17 protein-coding genes are annotated in these 24,185 nt (G+C 63.6%); 5 read left to right on the forward strand and 12 right to left on the reverse strand.

Going from position 1 to position 24,185, the window contains the following annotated elements:
- Positions 1 to 118 precede the first annotated feature (118 nt).
- From BDOA9_RS07120 to BDOA9_RS07145, 6 genes are all read right to left on the reverse strand, one after another.
- On the reverse strand, positions 119 to 1,303 hold the full coding sequence (locus BDOA9_RS07120; protein WP_025033249.1) for a substrate-binding domain-containing protein: 1,185 nt from the start codon (positions 1,301 to 1,303) through the stop codon (positions 119 to 121).
- A gap of 106 nt (positions 1,304 to 1,409) precedes the next feature.
- Positions 1,410 to 3,437, reverse strand: coding sequence for an acyl CoA:acetate/3-ketoacid CoA transferase (locus BDOA9_RS07125; protein ID WP_025033250.1), 2,028 nt, complete (start codon positions 3,435 to 3,437; stop codon positions 1,410 to 1,412).
- A 244-nt stretch (positions 3,438 to 3,681) separates the two neighbouring features.
- Positions 3,682 to 5,124, reverse strand: a complete 1,443-nt coding sequence (locus BDOA9_RS07130; protein ID WP_025033251.1) for a sigma-54 interaction domain-containing protein — start codon at positions 5,122 to 5,124, stop codon at positions 3,682 to 3,684.
- Between the two features lie 318 nt (positions 5,125 to 5,442).
- A complete protein-coding gene (gene dgt / locus BDOA9_RS07135; protein WP_025033252.1) occupies positions 5,443 to 6,999 on the reverse strand; it encodes a dGTP triphosphohydrolase in 1,557 nt (518 codons plus the stop codon).
- A gap of 912 nt (positions 7,000 to 7,911) precedes the next feature.
- Positions 7,912 to 9,648 carry a putative bifunctional diguanylate cyclase/phosphodiesterase gene (locus BDOA9_RS07140; RefSeq protein WP_042335578.1) on the reverse strand — a complete coding sequence of 579 codons (1,737 nt, stop codon included), beginning with the start codon at positions 9,646 to 9,648 and terminating at the stop codon, positions 7,912 to 7,914.
- A gap of 223 nt (positions 9,649 to 9,871) precedes the next feature.
- Positions 9,872 to 10,837 (reverse strand): sensor histidine kinase, encoded by a 966-nt coding sequence (locus tag BDOA9_RS07145; RefSeq protein WP_025033254.1) that lies wholly within the window; start codon positions 10,835 to 10,837, stop codon positions 9,872 to 9,874.
- A gap of 179 nt (positions 10,838 to 11,016) precedes the next feature.
- On the opposite strand from BDOA9_RS07145, the gene BDOA9_RS07150 reads away from it, so the two are divergent.
- The gene (locus BDOA9_RS07150) at positions 11,017 to 11,856 is read left to right on the forward strand and encodes an SDR family NAD(P)-dependent oxidoreductase (protein ID WP_025033255.1); all 840 of its coding nucleotides are present in this window, start codon (positions 11,017 to 11,019) and stop codon (positions 11,854 to 11,856) included.
- A gap of 229 nt (positions 11,857 to 12,085) precedes the next feature.
- Here the strand turns inward: BDOA9_RS07150 and BDOA9_RS07155 are convergent, their stop codons facing one another.
- From BDOA9_RS07155 to sthA, 3 genes are all read right to left on the reverse strand, one after another.
- Positions 12,086 to 13,459, reverse strand: coding sequence for a cytochrome P450 (locus BDOA9_RS07155; RefSeq protein ID WP_025033256.1), 1,374 nt, complete (start codon positions 13,457 to 13,459; stop codon positions 12,086 to 12,088).
- A gap of 150 nt (positions 13,460 to 13,609) precedes the next feature.
- On the reverse strand, positions 13,610 to 14,845 hold the full coding sequence (locus BDOA9_RS07160; RefSeq protein WP_025033257.1) for an LLM class flavin-dependent oxidoreductase: 1,236 nt from the start codon (positions 14,843 to 14,845) through the stop codon (positions 13,610 to 13,612).
- A gap of 359 nt (positions 14,846 to 15,204) precedes the next feature.
- Positions 15,205 to 16,596, reverse strand: a complete 1,392-nt coding sequence (gene sthA / locus BDOA9_RS07165; protein ID WP_025033258.1) for a Si-specific NAD(P)(+) transhydrogenase — start codon at positions 16,594 to 16,596, stop codon at positions 15,205 to 15,207.
- A gap of 141 nt (positions 16,597 to 16,737) precedes the next feature.
- Between sthA and BDOA9_RS07170 the strand changes: the two genes are divergently transcribed.
- A complete protein-coding gene (locus BDOA9_RS07170) occupies positions 16,738 to 17,127 on the forward strand; it encodes a hypothetical protein (protein WP_025033259.1) in 390 nt (129 codons plus the stop codon).
- Positions 17,128 to 17,268: 141 nt separating this feature from the next.
- Complete coding sequence (locus BDOA9_RS07175) at positions 17,269 to 18,456, forward strand: extracellular catalytic domain type 1 short-chain-length polyhydroxyalkanoate depolymerase (protein WP_025033260.1); 1,188 nt, start codon at positions 17,269 to 17,271, stop codon at positions 18,454 to 18,456.
- A gap of 13 nt (positions 18,457 to 18,469) precedes the next feature.
- Here the strand turns inward: BDOA9_RS07175 and BDOA9_RS07180 are convergent, their stop codons facing one another.
- The gene (locus tag BDOA9_RS07180) at positions 18,470 to 19,138 is read right to left on the reverse strand and encodes an MBL fold metallo-hydrolase (RefSeq protein WP_025033261.1); all 669 of its coding nucleotides are present in this window, start codon (positions 19,136 to 19,138) and stop codon (positions 18,470 to 18,472) included.
- Between the two features lie 161 nt (positions 19,139 to 19,299).
- On the opposite strand from BDOA9_RS07180, the gene BDOA9_RS07185 reads away from it, so the two are divergent.
- A complete protein-coding gene (locus BDOA9_RS07185; protein WP_025033262.1) occupies positions 19,300 to 20,898 on the forward strand; it encodes an alpha-amylase family glycosyl hydrolase in 1,599 nt (532 codons plus the stop codon).
- 176 nt (positions 20,899 to 21,074) lie between these two features.
- On the opposite strand, the gene BDOA9_RS07190 is transcribed toward BDOA9_RS07185, so the two are convergent.
- Complete coding sequence (locus BDOA9_RS07190; protein WP_025033263.1) at positions 21,075 to 22,769, reverse strand: alpha-amylase family protein; 1,695 nt, start codon at positions 22,767 to 22,769, stop codon at positions 21,075 to 21,077.
- A 126-nt stretch (positions 22,770 to 22,895) separates the two neighbouring features.
- On the opposite strand from BDOA9_RS07190, the gene BDOA9_RS07195 reads away from it, so the two are divergent.
- Positions 22,896 to 23,384, forward strand: coding sequence for an MmcB family DNA repair protein (locus BDOA9_RS07195; protein WP_025033264.1), 489 nt, complete (start codon positions 22,896 to 22,898; stop codon positions 23,382 to 23,384).
- Between the two features lie 123 nt (positions 23,385 to 23,507).
- Here BDOA9_RS07195 and BDOA9_RS07200 read toward each other — a convergent pair whose 3' ends face one another.
- Entirely contained in the window at positions 23,508 to 24,062 is a 555-nt protein-coding gene (locus tag BDOA9_RS07200; RefSeq protein ID WP_025033265.1) for an ActR/PrrA/RegA family redox response regulator transcription factor, read from the reverse strand.
- Positions 24,063 to 24,185 lie beyond the last annotated feature (123 nt).

Here is a 24,185-nt window from a genome sequence, read left to right on the forward strand (position 1 = left end):
GAGGGGAGAGGTCGATTTGCGTAGCAAATCGGGTGAAGGGGGCTCAGGTCCCACGAGAGGGCGGTGCCCCTCACCCGGCGCTTCGCGCCGACCTCTCCCTATGGGAGAGGTGAAACAATCACCGCTTGTTCTTGATCGGAACGTCCATGTCCTCGATCTTCAGCTCGCGCACCGGCTCGAGCACGGCCCAGGCGACGTTCGGATCGACCTTGACCTTGAAGTGATACATGCTCTGCAGCGCCTGATGGTCATCTTTCCGGAACACCATCTTGCCCTTCGGCGTGTCGAACTCCAGGCCCTCCATCGCACTGATCAGCTTCTCGGTGTCGGTCGACTTCGCCTTGGTGACGGCGGCGACGACGGACATCGCGGCGGCAAAACCGCCCGCGGTGAAGAAGTCCGGCGGCGCGTTGAAGCGCTTCTGATGCTCGGCGACCAGCCAGTCGTTCACCGGGTTCTTCGGGATCTCGTAGAAGTAATAGGTCGCGCCTTCCATGCCGGGCAGGCCCTTATAGGCCGCGAGCGCCGGCAGGATGTTGCCGCCGGTGGAGAGCTCGATGCCGTAGCGCTTCGGATCCATGTCCTGGAGCTTGGCGAGCGGATTGCCCGCGCCGGCCCAGATCACCCAGATCACCTTGCGGCCGGGCTTGTCCTTCAGCGCGTCGAACAGGCGCTGGCCGACCGCGGTGAAGTCGGTGGTCGAGGTCGGGGCATATTCTTCCGCCGCGAGCGTCGCGCCGGTCTTGGCCAGCGCTTCCTTGAAGGCAGCGACGCCGTCGCGGCCGAAGGCGTAGTCCTGCGCCAGCGTCGCCACGGTGACGCCCTGCTTGCCGATCGCGACCGCGTTGGAGATCGCGTCCTGCGAGGAGTTGCGCGCGGTGCGGAATATATAGCGATTCCACTTCTCGCCGGTAATCTGGTCCGCGACCGCGGGCTCGACGATCAGGATCTTCTTGTTCTCCTCGGCGACGGGGAGAATGGCGAGCGCCGCGGCCGACGAGGTCGTGCCGATCGCGATATCGACCTTGTCGTCCTGATAGGCCTCCGAGAGCGCGGCCTTGGCGAGGTCCGGCTTGCCCTGGTCGTCCTTGGTGATGATGACGATCTTGCGGCCGTCGAGCGTCATGCTGCCCTTGGTGGCGTACTCGAAGCCCATCTTCAGGCCGGTCTCGGTCTGCTTGGCGTAGGCTTCGAGCGGACCGGTCTTGCCGTGGATCAGTGCGATCTTGAGATCGTCGGCCAGCGCGGAGGTGCCCGCGCCGAGCGCGAGAACGGTTGTTGCTATGATGAGTGATCGACGCACGATGGTCCCTCCTGATTCAAAGTTTCTCGGTAACAGCGATTTGCACAACGTTACGAACATTGCAATTGAACCTTCCGCCTGAGCATGTCGGCCTTTCGAACCTGCATCATTTTTGATCTGGCCGCGCATCGACGCCGCCCTCGGCTTGACGCCGATCGGACTGCGCTTCCTCCGCGCTCTCGAAGATGTGCGGCGCGACGCCGCGCTTCTCCAGGGCTTCGCCGAGCTTGATGCGCAGGAAGCCCGACGTGGTGTAGCGCGACACGCCGGAATAGAAGCGGTCGACGAGGCTTCGCACCATCGCCGAATAATCGTCCATCAGCTCCGGCAGGATAGAAAAATTGTCATAATTGACGATGGCGTAGACCCGGCGTCCGAGCGGCGCGAGCCTCGCCTCCACGATGGCGGCGATGGTGTCGATCTCCGCCTTGCTGCGCAGCGGATAGCGCTCGAGATTGACGAAGAACAGGTTCTGCTGCTCGTCCAGCGTGAAGCGCTGGTCGAGCGGGATGGTGAGCAGGTGCTCGCGCAGCTCCATCAGCCCGTCGCCGAAGATGCGCGCGTCCATCGGCGCGGGATCGCGCGGGATCAGCGGCTTGAAGTCCATCAGGCGCAGGATGTCGCGCTCGATGTCGATGCCGGGCGCGACCTCGACGAGCTCGAGCCCGCCCGGGCGGAGCTCGAACACGCAGCGCTCGGTGACGTAAAGGGTGCGCTGCTTGCGCGCGGCGGCAAACGGGCCGCTGAAAGTGACGTGCTCGACGTTACCTACGAACTTGCGCGACTTGGCTTCGTCGAGAATGACGAGCTTGCCGTCCTTCACCGCGATGCGCTGCTTGCCCGCGCCGAAGGTGCCGACGAAGATCACTTCCTTGGCGTTCTGGCTGATGTTGATGAAGCCGCCGGCCCCGGCAAGCTTCGGTCCGAACTTGCTGACATTGAGGTTGCCGGCGCGGTCGACCTGAGCGAGGCCGAGGAAGGCGGCGTCCAAACCGCCGCCGTCGTAGAAGTCGAACTGATAGGGCTGGTCGATCACCGCCTGCGTGTTGATCGCCGCGCCGAAATCGATGCCGCTCGCGGGGATGCCGCCGATCACGCCGGGCTCCGCCGTCAGCGTGATGAGATCGATGATGCGCTCTTCGTTGGCGACCGAGGCGATCCCCTCCGGCATGCCGATGCCGAGATTGACGACGCTGTTGGCCTTCAGCTCCAGGGCGGCGCGCCGGGCGATGATCTTGCGCTCGCTGATCGGCATCACCGGCAGCGAAGCGGCGCGGACCCGGATCTCGCTCGAGAACGCCGGATTGTATTGCGTGCCGAACGTCTGCCAGTGGTTCTCCGGCCTCGACACCACGACGCAGTCGACCAGGATGCCGGGAATCTTGACCTGGCGGGGATTGAGGCTGCCGGCCTCCGCGACGCGCTCGACCTGGGCGATGACGATGCCGCCGGAATTATGCGCTGCCATGGCGATGGCGAGCGCTTCCAGCGTCAGTGCTTCCTTCTCCATGGTGAGATTGCCGTCGGGATCGCCGGTGGTGGCGCGGATGATTCCGACATCGATCGGAAAGGTCTTGTAGAGCAGGCACTCTTCGCCGCGCAGCGTGATCAGCTCCACCAGGTCGTCGGTGGTGCGCGCATTCAGCTTGCCGCCGCCGTGCCGGGGATCGACGAAAGTGCCAATGCCGACGCGGGTGATGTGCCCGGGCCGGTGCGCGGCGATGTCGCGGAACAGATGCGTGATGACGCCCTGCGGCAGGTTGTAGGCCTCGATCTGGCCCCCGATCGCGAGCTGCTGCAATTTCGGCGCAAGGCCCCAATGCCCGCCGATCACGCGCCGCAACAGGCCTTCATGACCGAAATGATTGAGGCCGCGCTGCTTGCCGTCGCCCTGTCCGGCCGCATAGACCAGCGTCAGATTGCGCGGCTTGCCCTGCGTGTAGGGCGCATCGCCCTCGTGGGAGAGATAGAGCTGCTCCAGCGCGATGGCGATCTCCTCGGCAAAGCCGATGCCGACGAAGCCACCGGTCGCCACCGTGTCGCCGTCGCGGATCAGCATGACGGCTTCATTCGCCGAGACGACCTTGCCCTTCTCGGAATTGCGCAAATACGGCAGAGCTGGATGATGGCTCACGGCGTTCCTCCCGCTCCCTGGACCGTAGGCCTTGTTATGCTTGATCTTATCGCGAAGAGCCGTCCCGGAACAGGTTGCTCATCGTGAATGAAAGACGGCAAAGCGGAGAGCAAGGTCCGCGCCAGATCCCGCAACGCCGCGCAAAACCGCTGAAAACTGCGGCAATTGCCTGCAATTCGCCCGGAATGGCGGCCGGCTGCGGTGTCCGGAATCCGAGACTCCGGACAGTCTAATGTCTCGAAACTCAGACGGGCGCCGATCCCGAGGCAAGGCCGAACTTGGCGAGCTTCTTGTAGAAGGTCGCGCGCGAGATCCGCAGCATCCTGGCGGCCTCGGTGATCTGGCCGTTGCTGGCGGCGAGCGCCTGCTCGAGCGTCTGCTTCTCGAACTCGGCCTCGGCTTCGGCATAGGGCACCACCGATCCCGCCGGGCGCTCGGGCGGTGCGAGCCTGACCTCGGAGCCGATGGGCAAGATGCGGGCGACATCCTCGGCCGTAAGCCGCCCGGAATCGCTGAGGATGAGCGCGCGCTCGAGAATGTTGCGGAGCTCGCGGACATTGCCCGGCCAGTCGTAACGGGCGAGCGCCGCGAGCGCGCTCGGCGTAATCTTCGCCTTGACGTAGTCGCCCGACGCGCTGATGTCGTCGAGCAGCCGGGCGCAGATGTCGGGGAGATCGTCGAGGCAGTGACGCAGCGGCGGCAGCTCGACCGAGAGCACGTTGAGACGGTAGTAGAGATCGGCGCGAAACGCGCCGTCGCTGACGCGCTTGCGCAGGTCCACATTGGTCGCGGCGATGACGCGGACGTCGACCCTGGTGATCTTGTCCGAGCCGAGCGGCTCGATCTCGCGCTCCTGGAGCACCCGCAGCAGCTTGGCCTGCAATTGCAGCGGCATCTCGCCGATCTCGTCGAGGAACAGCGTGCCGCCGTCGGCAATGCGGAACTTGCCCTCGCGTCCCCGTCGGTCGGCGCCGGTATAGGCGCCCGGCGCCGTGCCGAAGAACTCCGACTCGATCAGCGTCTCGGGGACGGCGGCGACGTTGACGCTGACGAACGGCTTGTCGGCGCGCGAGGAGGCGTTGTGGATCGCCTGCGCCAGCATCTCCTTTCCCGTTCCGGTCTCGCCGGTGAGCAGCACCGTGACGCTCTGCCGCGCCGCGCGGCTGGCGAGCTCCTTGGCGCGCGCGATGGCCGGTGTCGTGCCGACGTAATCGGCGAAGGTGAAACGCGCCGCGCGGGCGTTGGACAATTGCCGCCGCGCCAGCCGCAGATCGCTCTCGAGCTGGGCGACGCGGGCGAGCAGCGGCTTAAGGCTTTCGAGATGATCATAGAGCACGAAGCCGATCGCGCCGATCACCGCCCCGTTCTCGTCCTCGATCGGCATGCGGGTGACGACGAGCTGCTCGCCGCCGAGCTCCATGATGTCGAGCAGGATCGGCTCGCCGGTCTCGGCCACCTTCCGCATCAGGCTGTTCGGGATGACCTCCTCAATCGAGCGCCCGATCGCCTCGCTGGTCTGGTTGAGACCGAGCGCGGCAAGATATTTCTCGTTGACGTAGACGACGCGCCCGCCGCGATCGATTGCAATCGCACCTTCGCAGAGCTTCTCCAGCCGCTCGAACAGCGTCTCCATCGCGCGCGCACGGAGATAGGCGGGATCGCTGATCGAGGAGGAGGCGGCAGGCATGAGATACCTCGGGGAGGTCCGCCCGTGTATTAGCAAAAGTGCAGCAATTTCAAAGGGGGAAATGGTGGCGGGACCGCTCGTAATCTATCCACCGTCACCCTGAGGTGGCCGCTTCTTCAGCGGCCCTCGAAGGGCGACGGCCGGTCCTGCCGCACCATCCAATATGCGTCACCGGCCGGCATGATCCAGCGGGGCATTTCGGCGAATTGTCTAGATCGAGGTGACGGACACGGCGACGGGCGAGAGCACTGCGCGTGAGATGGCTGATAATTAGGTTTGCCGTCGGTCGTTACCATTCCGACGTTTCGTGTCGCACAGTTAGTGTTGCTTCTGAATTGAGGGTGCGGCTCGCCCGAGAATCCGCTCGTAAAATTCCAAACAGTATGCATCCGTCATGCCCGCGATGTAGTCGCTGATACAGCGCTGCTTCCAACCCGTATCTCCAGGATTGGCTTCGATCAGCAGTCGCCAATCTTCCGGCATTAGCAGATAACCTCCATCATCTTTTAGTTCGCCAAATATTTGTTCGATGACCCACTGCCCGCGATTTTCGGCTGACTTCAGTCGCGATGACATAATGACAGCGTTGAACGAAACCGTTTTTAGAACCTCAACCGCGATGAATGCCTCGATTGATAGCCGAACGGTTGTCAGCGCCGGACAAGACTCATTGAAGTCTGCAACTTCGACCGCGCGAATGAACCGACCAACCAGTTGTGACGTGAACTCCGTACGAAAATATCCATTGCTGCAAAGCGTCGCGGAGGTTCCTGATGTTATGGAGACAACTAAAGCATTGTACTGGTCTATATCCAAGCCGCCGTTCTCGAGTATTTCAGCTGGGACTTCGACTTTCAGCACGCCTGCAAATATCCGCCGGAGAACTGCGTTGTACTCAGGCAACCCAAACTCACGCTCTTTTGCACTTAGATGCGGATAGCTGGCTTCGATCCGTCTTTGTACCTTGGCAACGATTGCTGCCTTCTGATGATCGGGCATCGAGATGATGGAGAGTGGCGTCAGAAACCCGCCCTTGAACGCATCTTCAAGGTCGTATGTCGAGTACGCGATATCATCCGCGATATCCATAATAGAACACTCGACCGTCTTCATCTTCCCTTCAAACTTTGGTCCTGCGACTCGGGACCTTATCTGCGAGACTAGTTCTCGTTCAGAGAAGCAATAGCCCTTCACTGCATGCTTTTCATTTTGAGACTCTCTACGCGCATCAGTGTTTCTGGGAATTTGATGGTCGTACTTTAGTATCGATGCCAGCGATCGAAATGTGAGGTTCAAGCCAGCTCGGCAATCTTGCCCATTTGCAACCGCAAGAGGCGTGTCATCCTTGTGCGGGTATGAAAGGGTTTGCTTCTTTTCGAGCCTTGAGAGAACCCGCAGCGTCTGCGCATTTCCTTCAAAGCCGCCATACTCCAGCATGTGCTGGTCTAGCTGCTCTTCACCGTTGTGGCCAAATGGCGGGTGGCCAATATCGTGGGCAAGCCCCGCAAGCTCAATCAAGTCCGTGTTTATCGGGTTAGTTTGAAAATACTCATGCTTATCGTTGAGCTTGATGGCAATGGACTTAGCAATCTGCGCAACTTCCAGCGAGTGCGACAAGCGATTTCGAAAGAAATCACTCTCCTGGCAGGGAAATAGCTGGGCTTTCCCTTGCAGCCGTCGGAACGACGGGCAATGTATCAGCCTCGCGTAATCCCGCCGAAACTCGCTTCGGTAGCGCTCTGGAGCTAAATCGTCGGGAGCTGCGGCCGCGGTAATGCGAGCGGCGTCATCGGCTGTATAAAGAGGGGGTGGACCGGCTCGCTTAGCGACGGCCGGACTTGCGATCGATCGTGACTTTTGTCGCGTCGGAGCCATTGCTGGAAGTTAGCCGAACCGTCGGCGTGGAGGGGGCCTTGGATCCATGGGCCGTTAACATGGAGGCGTGCGATTGTGTCGCCTGCTTCCTTGCACCCTTAGTTGCCGCAGAGTCAACACGGTCAAGAAGCTTTGTCATGGCTTGTCTCCAGGCTCCCACAGGTTACCGCAGCGCCGTTGGCATTGTCTTAACGCGCCGGCGGCAACGCCTGATTTCTTGCTATAGTTGCAATACAGCAGTGATTTGCTGCGGAAATCAACAGGACCAAATTGGACCCACGTGGGTCCGAACGGGGCGTCGCCCTATTCAGAGAGAGACAATTTAAAGCCGCCATGGAAGCGCTTGCGGAGGGCGCTGACGCGCTTAAGCGATGTTTGACGCGAAGGTTTCACTCTATCTGCAATCGCCTTTCAGTAGGCCGCGGATGGCCGGCAAAACGGCGAAAGTTTTTTTCAACAATCCGCGATTTTCACAGTCGGCGGGCATTTGGCTGGCAGCCGGGTGCCTGGGATGGACGATGACAGACGGGCTGGCCGATTGGGGTAATATGCTTGCCGCATCCGTAGTCTATGGGCCGTGGCGGCCGCGCGGGAATCTATGGGGCATGAACACAAAGCCTCGAGAGGTCGTGGGGGGATCATGGGCGCGGAGAGCCATGCCCAAAGAGCACGCGAGCGTGCCGAAGCGGCCATTCGCGAGACGAACCGGGCGGAGGCCGAAGCCTGGTCCATCGGCATGGAACGCTACGGCGCCTGCCCAACCCTCCCCGACAAACCGACCAGTGAGGCTGCCACTTGACGCCATCCGCCGGTCTCAAGGCATGCCGCCTTGGAAGCTCGAAGCTTCACTCAACGGAATTGATGTGGTCTAGCGCAGTCTGTAGCGATGCGCAGCTTCAAGGCCACGCACCCCTACCGCCGGTAGCCGCTCGCCCGCGAATAGCCTTGGCGGTTCTGTTGCGCCGGGCGGGTTGCCACGCTGACCCGCGCCTCGCTCGAGGAGGGCGTTGCGAGCTTCAGCTCCTCCAGGAAGATCGGCCGGGCGAAGTAATAGCCCTGCGCGTAGCGGATCTTGGTGGCGGCCTGCAGATAGGCCAGCTCCTCGTAGGATTCCAGGCCTTCGGCGATCACCGTCATGCCGAGCGCTTCGCTCAAGGATTCGATCGCGCGCAAGATGCCCTGGCTGCGCGGGCGCTTATGGATGTCGGTGATGAAGGAACGGTCGATCTTGATCTCGTCGGCGGTGATGTCGGCCAGCGCCGAGAGCGAGGAATAGCCGGTGCCGAAATCGTCGATCGAGATGCCGACCCCGAGCTTGCGGAACATGGGCAAGATCTCGGCCTGGAAATGATTCTTGGCGACGAAAGCGTCTTCCGTCACCTCGATCATGAACCGCTGCGGAAAGCCGGTCTCGTCCAGCGCCTGCGCAAAGCTGCGCATGAACTCGGGGTTGCCGGCCTGCTTGGCGGCGACGTTGATGCTGATGGTCGCTTCGACGCCGAACGTGTCGTTGATCAGGTCGATCGACTTGACGATCTCGGCGAGCACGAGATGGGTCAACTCGTCGATCAGGCCGAGCTCGCCGGCAAGATTGATGAATGAGCCTGGCGCCTGGATCACGCCTTCGTCGTCGCGCAGGCGCACCAAGGCCTCGATGCCCTTCACGGCTTGCGTGCGGATGTCGACCTTGGACTGGAACGCGCAGCAGAAGCGCTTTTCCAGGATCGCGAGCCGCAGCGACTGCTCGACCTTCATCCGCGCCTGCGCCTCGCGTTCCATGCTGGTATCGAAGAAGGCGGCCAGTCCCTTGCCGTTGTTCTTGATGCGGTACATCGCGATGTCGGCGTTCTGCCGCAGCATCTCGAAGCTGCGTCCATGGTCGGGATAGAGGCTGATGCCGACCGAGGTCGAGGCGAACACTTCCGAATGATCGATGAAGAACGGTGCGGTCAGCCGCTCCAGCGTCGATTGCATGAATTCGGCGACCTCGTCCTGGCCCTGGATCGGTGACAGCAGCAGCAGGAATTCGTCGCCGGAGATGCGCGAGAGCATGTCGGAATCGCGCAAGTCGCGTCCGAGCCGCTTCGACAGCTCGACCAGCAGCGCGTCGCCCACGGCATGGCCGTAATAGTCGTTGATGTGCTTGAAATTGTCGACGTCGAGAAAGGCCAGCGCAAAGCGTTCGTCGCCGCCGTCGCGCGCGAGCAGGGCGTTGGCGCGGTGCTCGATCACGCGCCGCGAGGGCAGCCCGGTCAGCTCGTCGAAATAGGCCGAGCGGAACAGCTGGTCCTCGAAATTCTTCTGCTCGGTGATGTCGGAGGATGCCGAGATCAGGAGTTCGCGTCCGTCGAGACGAACGGGACGATGGGTCGTGAGCAGCACCTTTCGCGCCGCGCCGACGTGAAGCGCTTCCTCGGTCACGACCGGCATGCCGGCGCTCAGCGCCTGCCGGCAGGCTTCGCGGCGCGGCGTCAGATCGGGTGAAGGACGGTTGCCGTCCATGCCGAGCTGCGCGGCGGCGGCATCGTTGACCAGCAGAAGCTCGCCATGCGCGTCCTGCACGGTAAGGCCGGCCGGCAGCATTCGAACGATTTCCTTGAGAAAACCGAGCTCGGCCTCAGTCGCGCCGGAATAGTGATTGTCGTTCATAGAAGTCATGAATCTTGTTGTTTCAGCGCGCCTTTAGCAATGGGCGCGATCTTCCGTGGTTCCCTCTTAAGTTTGGTTAAGGGCTCCGGAGAAATACGGGGGTGTTTTGGAGAAAACTTGCGACGATCCGACGCGCGCAGAACATCGTCATTAACAGAGCGTCAACGCGCTCGGCAAAACAGCGCGCGAGGTGCGCGATTCTGCTTTCGCTTTGCTCGCGAGACTATTCGCTTCGTGGAATTCGACACTGCATGATGCAATGCAGCCCGGTTTTCAGATACGAGATCTCGGTCCTGCCGTCGAAAGCCGAGAGGGCCGATTTCAAGAGCTTGGTGCCGAAGCCGGGCTCCGACACCTTGTCCACGCTCGGTCCTTCGGTTTCGTCCCAGGTGATGGTCAGGCGGTCGTCGATGATGGTCCATGACACCTGCAACAGGCCGCGCGGGGCGGAGAACGCGCCGTACTTGCCCGCATTGGTGGCCAGCTCGTGAAACATCAATGACAGCGTGACCGCGAGCCTCGGCGGCAGGAACAGCCGCTCGCCATTCAGCGTGAAGCGGACATGGCCGTAAGGCCCGAGCTCCGAGATCAGCAGGTCACGGATGTCGCAGCCGGCCTTGTCGATCCGCGAGATCAAATCGTCGGTTGCGGCCAGCGAGCGCAGCCGCGGGTCGACCCGGGCCCAGACCTGCGGCTGGTCGTGCAGCACCTGATGAATCACGGCGTGCACGGTCGAGAGCTTGTTCTTCAGCCGGTGCTGGAGCTCGTCGACCAGCAGCTTGCGATATTCCTCTTCCTCGATCAGGCGTTTGGAAATTCGGCGCTGCTCGGCCAGCATGGTGCGATAATGCTCGACACCCCAGATGGTCATCGCGCACACGGCCCAGTAAAGCGCCAGCAGGGCAAAACGCGCGCGATCGGCAAAAGCATCGCCGAAATTGAGGACGACGCCGAGCACGCCGCCGACGAGCGCCGTGACGATGCCGATCCGGAATCCGCCCAGGGCCGCAGCAAAGAACACCGCCGGGAAGTAGGGCGTGAAATAGATGTCGGGGCGAACCTGAGCGAGGCCCCAGCGAACAAGGGTTGCACCCAACAGGCAGACCACCGCAAAGCCGATGCTCAGACCGAGCGAGGGCGGCGCCGCACCCTGCCAGCCCTTGCGGAACTCGTCGATCAGCTTCCTCATGCGCTGCCCGGTTGCGATAGGCGTTCGACGATCGAGCGGCCGGTGAGGATGTTACGCATGCCGCCCGTGCAAGCATAGCTTGCCTTGTCGGAAGCGGGCAGGAATAGTGACCGCTGCGGCGACGGCGGCGGCCGGCATTCGCCTTTTGGCATCAAATCACTCGAAAACAGGAACATTCCATGGGCAGGCTGGATGGCAAGGTTGCAGTGATTACGGGGGCGACGAGCGGCATCGGATTGCGCACTGCGGAAGTCTTCGTTGCCGAAGGTGCCAAAATTGTGATCGCGGGCCGGCGCGTACCGGAAGGCGAAGCGTTGGCATCGCGGCTCGGGGAAAGTTGCGTCTTCCGGCAGACCGACGTCACCGAGGAAGCGCAGATGCAGGCGCTGATCGCGCTCGCGGTCGACAAGTTCGGCAGGATCGACTGTCTGTTCAACAATGCCGGCGGGCCGGCGCAGACCGGCGGCATCGAAGGCCTCGAGGTCGAGCGGTTCGACGCGGCGATGGCGACGCTGGTGCGCAGCGTCATGCTCGGCATGAAGCACGCCGCGCCTTACATGAAGAAGCAGGGCGCGGGCAGCATCATCAACAATGGCAGCATTGCCGGCCGCCTCGCCGGCTTCTCCTCGTCGATGGTCTATAGCGCGGCCAAGGCGGCGGTGATCCATCTCACCAAATGCGTGGCGATGGAGCTCGGCGAATCCAACGTCCGCGTCAACGCGATCTCGCCCGGCGCGATCGCGACCGGCATCTTCGGCAAGGCGCTGGGGCTCTCGACCGACGCTGCCGAGAAGACACCGGCGGTGATGCGCGAGGTCTACAAGACCGCGCAGCCGATCCCGCGCGCGGGTCTTCCTGAAGATATCGCCCATGCCGCTGTGTTCCTGGCCAGCGACGAATCCAGCTTCATCAACGGCCACGACCTCGTCGTCGACGGCGCCATGACCGGCGGCCGCAACTGGAGCCAGCAGCAGCAGGGCTATGTGGCCCTGCGCAAGGCGTTCGATCAGGGGGCGTAGGCGGCGCAGATGACGGTGCCGGTACAGGGTGGGCAAAGGCGTGCCTTCGCGCGCCGTGCCCACCATCGATATTTGAACCCGCAGAAGCGTGGTGGGCACGCTTCGCTTTGCCTACCCTGCGAGACTGGGGTTCCGTCATTGCGAGGAGCCCTTGCGACGAAGCAATCCAGACCGTTTCCGCGGAGACGGCCTGGATTGCTTCGCTTCGCTCGCAATGACGGTGGTGACGCTATACCGCTCTCACCCGCACCCGCAGCCCGTCCCGCGGCTTCGGGATCGGCCACATCTGCCAGTCGGGCTTGTAGCCCGGCGCGAGCGACACCTCGATGTTCTCCAGGAAATGCCGCGCGAAGCACTTCGCCTGCATGTAGGCGAAGTGCAGGCCGAGGCACATATGCGCGCCGCCGCCGAACGGCACGAAGGCGAAGCGGTGGCGGCCGCGCTGCGCCTCTTCGGTGAAGCGCAGGGGATCGAAACGGTCCGGCTCCGGCCAGATCTCCTTCATGTGGTGGGTATAGAGCGGATTGATGCCGACCGCGGTGCCGGCGGGGATCGCAAAACCCTTGAAGCTGAAATCGCGCATCGCGCGGCGCGGCATCGACGGCACCGGCGGCCTGAGCCGCAGCGCTTCCTTGAACGCCATCTCGCTCAGCGGCATCTTATCGAGATCGTCGAAGCTGGTCGGCGCGCCGGAGGCAAGGCCGAGCGCGCGCACCTCCGCGCGCAGCCGGTCCTGCCAGTCCGGATTGGCGGCGAGCTCGCCGATGAAGGAGGTCAGCGACGAGGTCAGCGTGTCGTGCGCGGCCATCATCAGGAAGCTCATATGGTCGATGATGTCCTGATCCGACAGCAGCGCGCCGTTCTCATGGGTGGCGCGGCAGAGTTGCGAGAACAGATCGTCGCCGCCGTGATTGCCGCGCCGCAGCGGAATCTGCTCGCGGAAATAGGCGATGATGCGCTTGCGCCCCTTCACCCCGCGCGCCATCTGGGTGCCGGGCAGGGGGCGGCGGACCGGCGTGACGGCGGCGGCCACCATGTCGATGAAGGCGCGGTTGATCTCGTCGACCTCCGGCCCGATGTCGGCGCCGAGGAACGAGGCCGCGGCAAGATCGAGCGTGAGCTGCTTCATCGCCGAATAAAGCTGCATCTCGCCGGGCTTCGCCTTCCATTGCGCGATGCGCGCGGAAATCCCGCGGTCGAGGTCGCCGAGATAGGACTTCATCGGCCCGGACTTGAACGCGACCGAGAGCGCCTTGCGATGCAGCCGATGCTCCTCGAAATCCAGCAGCATCAATCCGCGCGGAAACAACAGCCCCAGCACCTTGTCCCAGCCATGGGTCGAGGAGAACAATTTCTGCTGGTCGAACAGCACGAGCTCGTTGGCCTCGGGCCCGAGCAGCACGACATTGGTCTCGCCGAAAAAGTGCGTGCGGTAGACCAGGCCGTATTTGGCGCCGTTCGCCTCGATATGGCCCTTGGGATCGGCGAGCACCTGAAAGGTCTTGCCGATGATCGGCCAGCCTTCGTCGCCGGGAATGTGGGTCAGCTCGTTGCGCCTGGGCGGAGTGAACGGAAGCGGAGGGGCGGCACTCTGCATCGACATGAAGATTGCTCCGGTAGAGCAAGGCTGATCCGATCAGCTTAGCACAACTCGCGCAGAAGCGATGTGCCGTTCCTACGAGCGAAAGTGCCGCGGCGTGGTTCACCTCTCCCCTCCGGGGAGAGGTGCACCCAGGCGGCGCCGATCGCCGCCCTACCGCTTTGCCGCTTCCTTCTGCAGATCCGGCGCGTTGACGGCGGGAATGGCGACGCGGCCGGGGCCGGTGACCTTCAGCGCCTCGGCGGCCTTCTCGTTCTCCATGATCTTGGCCATCACGGCCTGGCCGGCGCGCTCGAAGATCGCGCGATTCTCGATCACGAATTTTTGCGACTTGCGCAGCCCGTCGATGTAGCCGTTGATCTCCGGCACCACATAGCGCGCCACCATGTCCCAGCTCCGGCGCGTCGCTTCCGGATTGGCCCAGTCGTGCACGAAGCCGATGATGGCGCCGACGCCGCCGGAGACCTGCATCACGTTCTTGATGGTTTTGACGAGATCGTCGGGCGTGCCGATGGTGGACGCCGCGCCTTCGACGAAGGCGGTCTTGTCGACGGCCTCGTCGGGCGACGAGAACGCGGTGAGGCCCGGCCGCTGCAGCGTGCCGACATTATATTCGTTGTGCCAGCGCATCAGCCCGGCGCCGGCTTCCTTGCGCGCCTGCTCGCGGGTCTCGGCGATGTGAAAGGTCAGAAGCACGCGCCAGTCGGCCCGGCTCACCGTGGTGCCGTGCTTCTTGGCGGAATCCTCGGCGAACTGCCATTGCTGCTGCAGCGACATCAGCCCCTGCGTCGTCATCGAGCCCAGCGAGATGATGCCGATGCCGTACTTGCCGGCCAGCGTCATGCCGGAGGGCGAGATCTGCGAGGCCACCACGAACGGCATCTCCTCCTGCAACGGCAGGATCTGCAGTGCGGCGTCGTTCATCGTGAACCAGTCGCTCTTCGCCGTGACACGTTCGCCGTTGAAGAGCCGGCGGATCACGCCGATCGCTTCGTCCTGGCGGTCGCGCTGCGTCATCGGATCGATGCCGAGCGTGTGCGCGTCGGAGGCGAGCGCGCCCGGTCCGGAGCCGAAGATGGCGCGGCCGCCGGTCATGTGGTCGAGCTGCACCATGCGCTGGGCGACGTTGAAGGGATGGTGATAGGGCAGCGACACCACGCCGGTGCCGAGCTTGATCCGCTTGGTACGCTCGCCGGCCGCGGCCAGGAACATCTCGGGCGAGGCGATCATCTCCCAGCCCGAGGAGTGATGCTCGCCGCACCAGAACTCGTCATAGCCGAGCGCATCCAGCTGCTCGACCAGGTCGAGATCGCGCCGGAACTGCAGCATCGGATGCTCCCCGATCGGGTGATGCGGGGCAAGAAAGGCTCCGAACTTCAGGCGCGCCATGGCGGTCTCTCCGGCTGAATTTTCTGTTTTCGTGGTCGCATCAGGCTACGTGCCTGACGGCACGAACGCAATCACGCGATGTCCCGCGTGGTGGAATGCGGGCATGCGTGGCGAGGCGAAGTGTCTCGTCTCCCTCTCCCCGTTCTTACGGGGAGAGGGCGGGGAGGCTCCGCGGAGACGGAGGTAATTGGGTTCTCGAAAAGCCCCACGCCGTCATTGCGAGCGCAGCGAAGCAATCCAGATCCCTCCGCGGAAAGACTCTGGATTGCTTCGCTGCGCTCGCAATGACGTGTTGGGAGAGCCTCGTTCGAACGGACAGGCGACTCGCGGCGAGTCCCCATCACCCGGAATCCCCGACGCTATCGTGTCATCCTGTTCCATGCATCCAGGCCGGCGATCTTGTAGGCCTCGGCCAGCGTCGGATAGTTGAACGTGTTCTGGATGAAATAGTCGATTCCGCCTTTGAGATTCAGCACGGCCTGGCCGATATGGATCAGCTCGGTGGCGCCCTCGCCGAGGATGTGGACGCCGAGCAGGCGGCGAGTCTTGGTCGAGAAGATCATCTTCATCATGCCGCTGTTCAGCCCCATGATGTGGCCGCGCGAGGTCTCGCGGAAGCGGGCGATGCCGACCTCGTAGGGAATGCCGCGCGTGCGCACCTCTTCCTCGGTGAGACCGGCGGTCGAGATCTCCGGCACCGAATAGATGCCATAGGGAAAGAACTCCGGCGGCGCCAGGGGCTCCATGCCGAGCGCGTGGCAGGCGGCGACGCGGCCCTGCTCCATCGAGGTCGAGGCAAGGCTCGGAAAGCCGATCACGTCGCCGGCCGCGTAGATGTGCGGTATGCTGGTCTGCAAGGTCACGGGATCGACCGAGATGCGGCCGCGATGGTCGACGGCAATGCCGGCGGCCTCGAGGTTGAGCCGGTCGGTGGCGCCGACACGTCCGGCCGCGAACAGCAGCATTTCCGTGGTGACGTGCCGCCCGTCGGACAAATGCGTGACGATGCTGCCCTGCTCAGTCTTCCCGATCGACGTCACCTTGGAGCCGAGCCGCAGCGCGACATTGCGGTCGCGCAGCTCGTGCATGAACTCGTCGATCAATTCCTTGTCGATGAAATCGAGAAAGGTCGGCCGCGGCTCGATCAGGGTGACGGGCACGTCGAGCGCGCTGAAGATGGTGGCATATTCGACGCCGATCACGCCGGCGCCGATCACGGCGAGGCTGCGCGGCAATTTCGGCAGCTCGATGATCTCGTCGCTGTCGAGCACGCTGGTGCCGTCGAACGGCACATAGTCAGGACGGAACGGGCGCGTGCCGCAGGCGATCAGGATGAAGGCGGCCGACACCACCCGGGTCTCGCCGATCGCGCTCGTGATCTCGACCTCATGCGGCGAGACCATGCGCGCCTCGCCATTGGCGGTGCGGACGAGGTTGCGGCTGAACTGATGTTCCAGCACCTCGACCTCGTGGTCGAGCGTCTTCTGCAGCCGGGTCATCAGGTCGCTCGCCGCGATGTCCTGCTTCACCCGGTAGGAGCGGCCGTAGAAGCCGCGCTCGCGCCAGCCGGACAGGTTCAGCACGGTCTCGCGCAACGTCTTCGAGGGGATGGTGCCGGTGTGAACGGAGACCCCGCCGACCCGTCGGCCTTTCTCCACCACCAGCACAGCCTTGCCGAGCTTGGCACATTGCACTGCGGCTCGGCGCCCCGACGGGCCCGAGCCGATCACCACCATGTCGTAGTCGTACATCGGATGTGCTTTTCGAACGCCTGCAAATTCAGCGGGAACCGACATGCAGCAATCGGGCCAGAGCGGCGAGGGGGACACAGATCCTACCTCGGAGGTAATCGCACGGATGATGGCGATTTGCGAGCATCGCCGGCGACCTGCATGCGACGTATCAAAGTCCTCGCGGACTGCGCACCGCAGATCACAGGTCTTGCTGCGCGTGCGCTCATTGCAATCTACATTGATCCGCCAACGCCGCTCACGCTCACGCTCGCCATTGTCATCTTCGGGACCCGCGATGGCCCGCTGTCGAGCGCGGTGCTCTCGACCGTCAAGCCTGCCGCCGCAGGCGCGGCCTCCGGCATGTATGGCACCACGGTGCAGATCGGAAATGCGGCCGGCGTGGCCGCAATCGGTGAGGCGTATGTCGCGATCGAATCGGCACACTCATCGCGTGCAGCATTTCTCGTCTCGCTCGCGCTATTTATGACGGTAATCACGATCTGCACCGCATTTCTGACGTGGATGCGCCGCACGTCTGCATCAAGTTGAGGCAGTGCGGTTAATACGTGCGGATTTCTGCGGGTTTTTCCGCGATTTTCGCGAGATCGACAGCACACGGTCTTTTTATTTTGCAACGCAGCAACTATCTGGTTGGGCTGGACGTTGAACGTCGCCCACCAGGACATTGCCGTGTCGTTAGCCAGAAATATCGATCTGTTGAGACGTCTGCCCCGGCTGGACGGTCTGCGCTTCGCCGAGCCCGGTCGCGGCGCGGATGGATTGAGCCCGCTGCAGGAGGTCACGGACTTCGGCGACAATCCCGGCGCCTTGCGCATGTTCGCGTTCGTGCCGGCGCAATTGCAGCGGCCGCGTGCGCTGGTGGTCGTGCTGCATGGCTGCGGGCAGACGGCTTCCGCTTACGATCTCGGCGCGGGCTGGTCGACGCTCGCGCAGCATTACGGCTTTGCGCTGCTGATGCCCGAGCAGCAGCGCATCAACAACGCCAACACCTGCTTCAACTGGTTCAATCCGGAGGACACTGCGCGCGACAGCGGCGAGCCGCGTTCGATCCGCGCGATGATCGCGCACATGGTGAAGATCCATCGCATCGATCCGAGGCGCGTCTTCATCACCGGCCTGTCGGCCGGCGGCGGCATGACCTCGGTGATGCTCGCGACCTATCCGGAAGTCTTCGCCGCCGGCGCGATCATTGCCGGGCTGCCTTACGGCATCGCCGCCAATCTGCGCGAGGCGCTCGACGGCATGTTTCATTCCCCGGAGCGTCCCGGGCGCGAGCTCGGCGATCTCGTGCGCGGCGCCTCCGATCATCGCGGGCCCTGGCCGAGGGTCTCGGTGTGGCACGGCAGCGCCGACCGCACCGTCAATCCCGGCAACGCCAACGAGATCGTCAAGCAGTGGCTCGACCTGCATGACCTGCCCGAGGTGCCGATGGCGGAGACCAATGTCGACGGCTATCCGCGACAGGCCTGGTGGGACAAGGACGGCGAGACGCTGGTCGAGTCCTATGCCATCACCGACATGGCGCACGGCACGCCGCTTGGCCTTGCCGACAACGATCAGCGCTACGGCATCGAAGGCGCCTTCCTGATCGAGGCCGGCATCTCCTCGTCCTACCACATCGCAAAGTTCTTCGGCCTCACGGGGTGGATTCCGGACGCTGCGGCGAAGAAGGCGGAGGCCAAGTCCGCCATGAAGCCCGCGGCGAAACCGGCGCTCTCGCCCGCGCCGCATCTCGCCCGCTCGATCCGCGCGCAAGTCGCCGAGGAGAGCACCGAGCCGAAGCGCGAGCACGCCAGCCGCTTCGATCTCGGCCAGATCATCACCCGCGCGCTCACGGCCGCGGGATTGATGAAATAGTTGATCGCGATGCTCACATCTCGCCGGTGATGAACGGGTTGGTCATCCGCTCCTGGCCGATGCTCGAGCCGGCGCCGTGGCCGCAGATGAAGCCGACGTCGTCGCCGAGCGGCAGCAATTTCGTCAGAATCGAGTTGATCAGCGTGGCGTGACTGCCGCCGGGCAGGTCGGTGCGTCCGACCGAGCCGGCGAACAGGACGTCGCCGACATGGGCAAACCGCAGATCCCCGTTGAAGAACACCACGCTGCCCGGCGAGTGGCCGGGGCAGTGCAGGATGTCGAAGTGCAGGTCGCCGATCGAGACGCGCTCGCCTTCCTCTAACCAGCGGTCGGGCGCAAAATTGCGTACGCCGGTCATGCCGAAGCGCGCGCCGCTCTCGACCACGTTGTCGAGCAGGAACTTGTCGGCCTGATGCGGGCCTTCGATCGGCACCTTCAGCGCGTCGCGCAAGTCCGCCGCGCCGCCGACGTGATCGATATGGCCATGGGTCAGCCAGATCTTTTCCACGGTGACGCCGGTCTGCTTGATGGCATCCAGGATCTTCGGCACGTCGCCGCCGGGATCGATCACCACGGCCTTCTTGGAAGGCTCGTCCCAGATGATGGTGCAGTTCTGCTCGAACAGCGTCACGGGAACGATGATCGCGCCCGCTTTGGCCTTTGTGTCGTTTTGCTCGGTCATGGCCTCACAATGCCGATTTTTGCCGGGCCGCCAAGCAAAAGATTCGAGCTCGCACCGGGGAACAAGCGTCACACGGCCGTCCCAATTGGCCTGCCAATTTGAACCGGGGCGTTGCTGTCGCGTTCTCCCGCGCAAGGCGGCAGATTTGGGTGGTCTTCGGCATGGCTCACGACAACGAGAATTGGTGGCGCGACGGCGTCTTCTATCAGATCTATCCGCGCTCGTTTCAGGACTCGAACGGCGACGGCGTCGGCGATCTCGCCGGCATCCTCAGGCGCCTGCCTTACGTCAAATCGCTCGGCGTCGACGCGATCTGGCTGTCGCCGATCTTTCCCTCGCCGATGGCGGATTTCGGTTACGACATCTCGGATTATACCGGCATCGAGCCGCTGTTCGGAACGATGGCCGATTTCGACGCGCTGCTCGCGGCCGCCCATGACAACGGCCTGAAGCTGATCCTCGACCTCGTGCCGAACCACACCTCCGACCAGCATCCCTGGTTTGTCGAAAGCCGGTCATCGCGCGACAATTCCAAGCGCGATTGGTACATCTGGCGCGATCCGGCGCCCGGCGGCGGCGTGCCGAACAATTGGCTGTCCGAGTTCGGCGGCAGCGCGTGGGCGTTCGACGAGACCACCGGCCAATATTACTATCACGCCTTCCTCGCCCAGCAGCCGGACCTCAACTGGCGCAATCCGGACGTCCGCGCCGCGATCTACGACGTGATGCGGTTCTGGCTGGACAAGGGCGTCGACGGCTTTCGCGTCGACGTGATCTGGCACCTGATCAAGGATGCCGAATTCCGCGACAACCCGCCGAACCCGCATTACGTCGAGGGCCGCCCGCCGAACGAGCGGATCCTCACGCAATATTCCACCGACCAGGCTGAGGTGCACGACGTCATCGCCGAGATGCGGCGCGTCACCGATTCCTACGGCGCGCGCGTCCTGATCGGCGAGATCTATCTGCCGCTGCACCGGCTCATGGCCTATTACGGCAACGATCTCACCGGCGCGCAGATGCCGTTCAACTTCGCGCTGCTCTCGACCTTCTGGAGCGCACGCTCGATCGAGAAGATCATCGAGGATTACGAAAAGGCACTGCCGCGCGGCGCCTGGCCGAACTGGGTGCTCGGCAATCACGATCGCCCGCGCGTCGCGAGCCGCGTCGGGCCCGAGCAGGCCCGCGTCGCCGCCATGCTGCTGCTGACGCTGCGCGGCACGCCGACGCTCTATTACGGCGACGAGATCGGCATGCACCAGCTCGCGATCGCGCCGGAGGATGTGCGCGATCCCTTCGAGAAGAACGTGCCCGGCATCGGTGTCGGCCGCGACGGCTGCCGCACGCCGATGCAATGGGATTCCTCGAACTTCGCCGGATTCTCGCAAACGAGGCCGTGGCTGCCGCTGCCCGAAGACCACATCCGCGACAATGTCGCCAATCTCGAATCCGATGCGCGCTCGATCCTCAGCCTCTACAAGCGCCTGATCGGCTTGCGGAGGAGCTGTGCCCCGCTGGTGGCCGGCGATTATCACCCGATCGCCGCGCAAGGCGATCTCCTGATCTACCGTCGCGAGGCCGGTGGCAAGGCCGTGATCGTGGCGCTCAATCTCGGCCCCGATCCTGTCGCGGTGACCACCAGCGCGATCCGCTTCGGCAGCCGCATCCTGCTGTCGACGTTCCTGGATCGCGAAGGTGAGGGGATCGAAGGCGTGCTGAACCTGCGCGGGAACGAAGGCGTGGTGGTGGGGGCGACGTAACTGTCGCTTCGCCGGGAGAACGGTGGCCGAGGTGGCCACCGCTCTCTCCTCGTCTTTGCGAGCGTAGCGAAGCAATCCAGTCTGTCTCCGCGGAAGCAGACTGGATTTGCTTCGTCGCAAGAGCTCCTCGCAATGACGATCGCTGAAACGACGGGGGCAGACCCGACATTTCGACGTCACCCCGGATGCTTCTTCCCACCCTCGTCGTCGATATCGCTCCGCTTCAACAGATAATCCAGTCCGCCGACGCGGTACCAGCGGTAGCCATATGGCTCCAGCACGATGCGATGGTGGCCGCGCTTGTCGGCGTGGCTGTGGTCCTCCGCGAGCAGATTGATCAGGTGCGCGCCGGTCTCGCCTGACAGCCCCACTGAGAACGCGACTTCGCGCGGCTTCTCGTCGAGATTGTGCACGAACAGCACCGAATTGTTGCGCCAATCGTAGCGCATGATGAACACCGCGGGATCGCGCTCGGGAATGACGGTAAAATCGCCCCAGCCGACCTCGGGCACCTCCTTCCGCATGCGGATGATGCGCTCGGTCCAGTTCAGCATGGAGTTCGGATCGCGCCGCTGCTTTGCGACGTTGACGTGCGGAAAGCCGTAAGGGCCCTCGTCGATGACGGGACATGCGGGCTTGTCGCTCTTGGTGAAGCCGCCATGTGGCTCGGTCGACCATTGCATCGGCGTGCGCGCGCAATCGCGCTCGGGCAACGAGAGATCGTCGCCCATCGCGATCTCGTCGCCGTAGCGGATCACGGGCGTTCCCGGCAAGGTGCACATCAGGCTGTAGGCGAGCTCGAGCCGCCTGCGGTCGCCGCCCAGCATCGGCGCGAGCCGCCGGCGGATGCCGCGGTCGTAGAGCTGCATGTCCTTGTCGGGGCCGAACGCTTTGAACACCGCGTCGCGCTGGGTCTTGGTCAGGCGGCCCAGATCGAGCTCGTCGTGATTGCGCAGGAACAGGCCCCATTGCGCCGTCGCCGGCCGCGGTTTTGTCGCCTTCAGCGCCTTCGCCAGCGGACGGCCATCCGCGGAGGCCAGCGCATAGAACAGGTGCTGGTTGACGTGGAAGTTGAACATCATGTGCATGCGGTCGGCGTCGCGACCGAAATATTCCATGTCGGTCTTCGGCAGCACATTGGCTTCGGCGAGGATGATGGCGTCACCCTGCCGCCATTGCAGGAATTCGCGGAAGGCGCGCAGCATGTCGTACTGCTCGACCGGCTTCTTCACCTTCGCGCCCTTGGTCGCGATCACGAACGGCACCGCGTCCATGCGGAAGCCGGAGACGCCGAGCTGGATCCAGAAGCCCATGATCTTCAGGATCTCGGCCTGCACATGCGGGTTCGAGGTGTTGAGATCCGGCTGGAAATCGTAGAAACGGTGGAAGTAATACGCGCCGGATTCCTTGTCGCGCGTCCAGGTCGTTTTCTGCACGCCGGGAAACACCATGCCCTTGTCGGCATTGGCCGGCTTCTTGTCCGACCAGACGTACCAGTCGCGATAGGGCGAGTTCTTGTCGCGCCGCGCTTCCTTGAACCATTGGTGCTGGTCCGAGGTGTGATTGACGACGAGGTCGATGATGACGCGGATGCCGCGCTGCTTGCAGCCATGGGTGAACTCGACGAAGTCGCCGAGCGTGCCGTAGCGGGGATCGACGCTGTAATAGTCGGCGATGTCGTAACCGTCGTCGCGGCCCGGCGAGGTCTGGAACGGCATCAGCCAGATCGTGGTGATGCCGAGCCCGTGCAGATAATCCAGCCGCCGCAGCAGGCCCTTGAAATCGCCGACGCCGTCGCCGTTGGCGTCCATGTAGGAGCCGACGGAGAGGCAATAGATCACGCCGTTCTTGTACCAGAGATCGTCGATCATGCGCGCGCGGCCGTTGGTTCCGCCCGGGTGCGGCGGCTGCGTGATAAGTGCTGAGGGCGATGGCGGTTCCGCGCTGCGCGCGCCCCCGGAATGACGGCCGAAATGGAATCGGCTATCCTCCCCGCCATGGACAACACCGCCCGCATCACCCTCGTGCCGCCGCCGGATCGCCGCCAGTCGGAGACGGCGCTCGCCATCGCGCGCGGCACCGCGCGGCTGCTGCGCTCGCTCGGCTTCTCCTGCATCAGCGAATTGCCGCTGCCGTCGGGCCGGCGCGCCGATCTCGTCGCGCTGAACGAGCGCGGCGAGATCTGGATCGTCGAGATCAAATCGTCGGTCGAGGATCTGCGCGCCGATCAGAAATGGCACGAATACCGCGCCCATTGCGACCGGCTGTTCTTCGCCTTCACGCAGGATCTGCCCTGCGAGATATTTCCCCAAGATACGGGCCTGATCGTCGCCGACGCCTACGGCGCGCACCTGCATTGCGAGGCGCCCGAGCACAAGCTCGCCGCCGCCACGCGCAAGCAGATGACGGTGCGTTTCGCGATGGCGGCGGCCTTGCGGATCAACCGCCTGGTCGATCCGCAGGGCCACGCGGATTTCTGGGAGTAGCGGCGCCGCAAGCGCAAGTGCCGTAGGGTGGGCAAAGCGAAGCGTGCCCACCAAACAGTTGATCATGATCCGAGAGATATGGTGGGCACGACGCTTTGCGCCTTTGCCCACCCTACGAGACCTTTACCTCGGCGCGCGCTTGGCCAGGATCCGCTGCAGGGTGCGCCGGTGCATGTTGAGCCGGCGCGCCGTTTCCGAGACGTTGCGGTTGCACATTTCGTAGATGCGCTGGATGTGCTCCCAGCGGACGCGGTCGGCCGACATCGGGTTGGCCGGCAGCTCGGATTTCTCCGTGTTGGTCGAGAGCAGCGCGGCGACGACGTCGTCGGCATCCGCGGGCTTGGAGAGATAATCGATCGCGCCCATCTTCACCGCGGTCACCGCAGTGGCGATGTTGCCGTAGCCGGTCAGCACGATGGCGCGGGCATCCGGCCGCTTCTTCTTCAGCGCCGAGACGACGTCGAGACCGTTGCCGTCGCCGAGCCGCAAATCCACCACCGCAAAGGCCGGTGCCGACTTGCCGATCTGCGCAAGTCCGTCCGAAACCGTGTCGCATGATGTCACCGAAAAGCCGCGGCTCTCCATGGCCCGCGACAAACGCTCCAGAAACGGCTTGTCGTCTTCAACGATGAGAAGCGAGCGGTCGGTCTGTTCGGTCAGTTCGGCAATGGCGTTCAAGGTTGTGTCCTCTCTCCAGCGCATCGACATATGGCGTCGCAATCGCGCGGTGCCAAGGCGGCAAATGGTCGACCCGGCCCGTTGTGCGACGCAAGGTCGCGGTCTCGAGCGCGATGAACAGTC

It is taken from the genome of Bradyrhizobium sp. DOA9 (assembly GCF_000617845.2).
Lineage (GTDB): Bacteria > Pseudomonadota > Alphaproteobacteria > Rhizobiales > Xanthobacteraceae > Bradyrhizobium.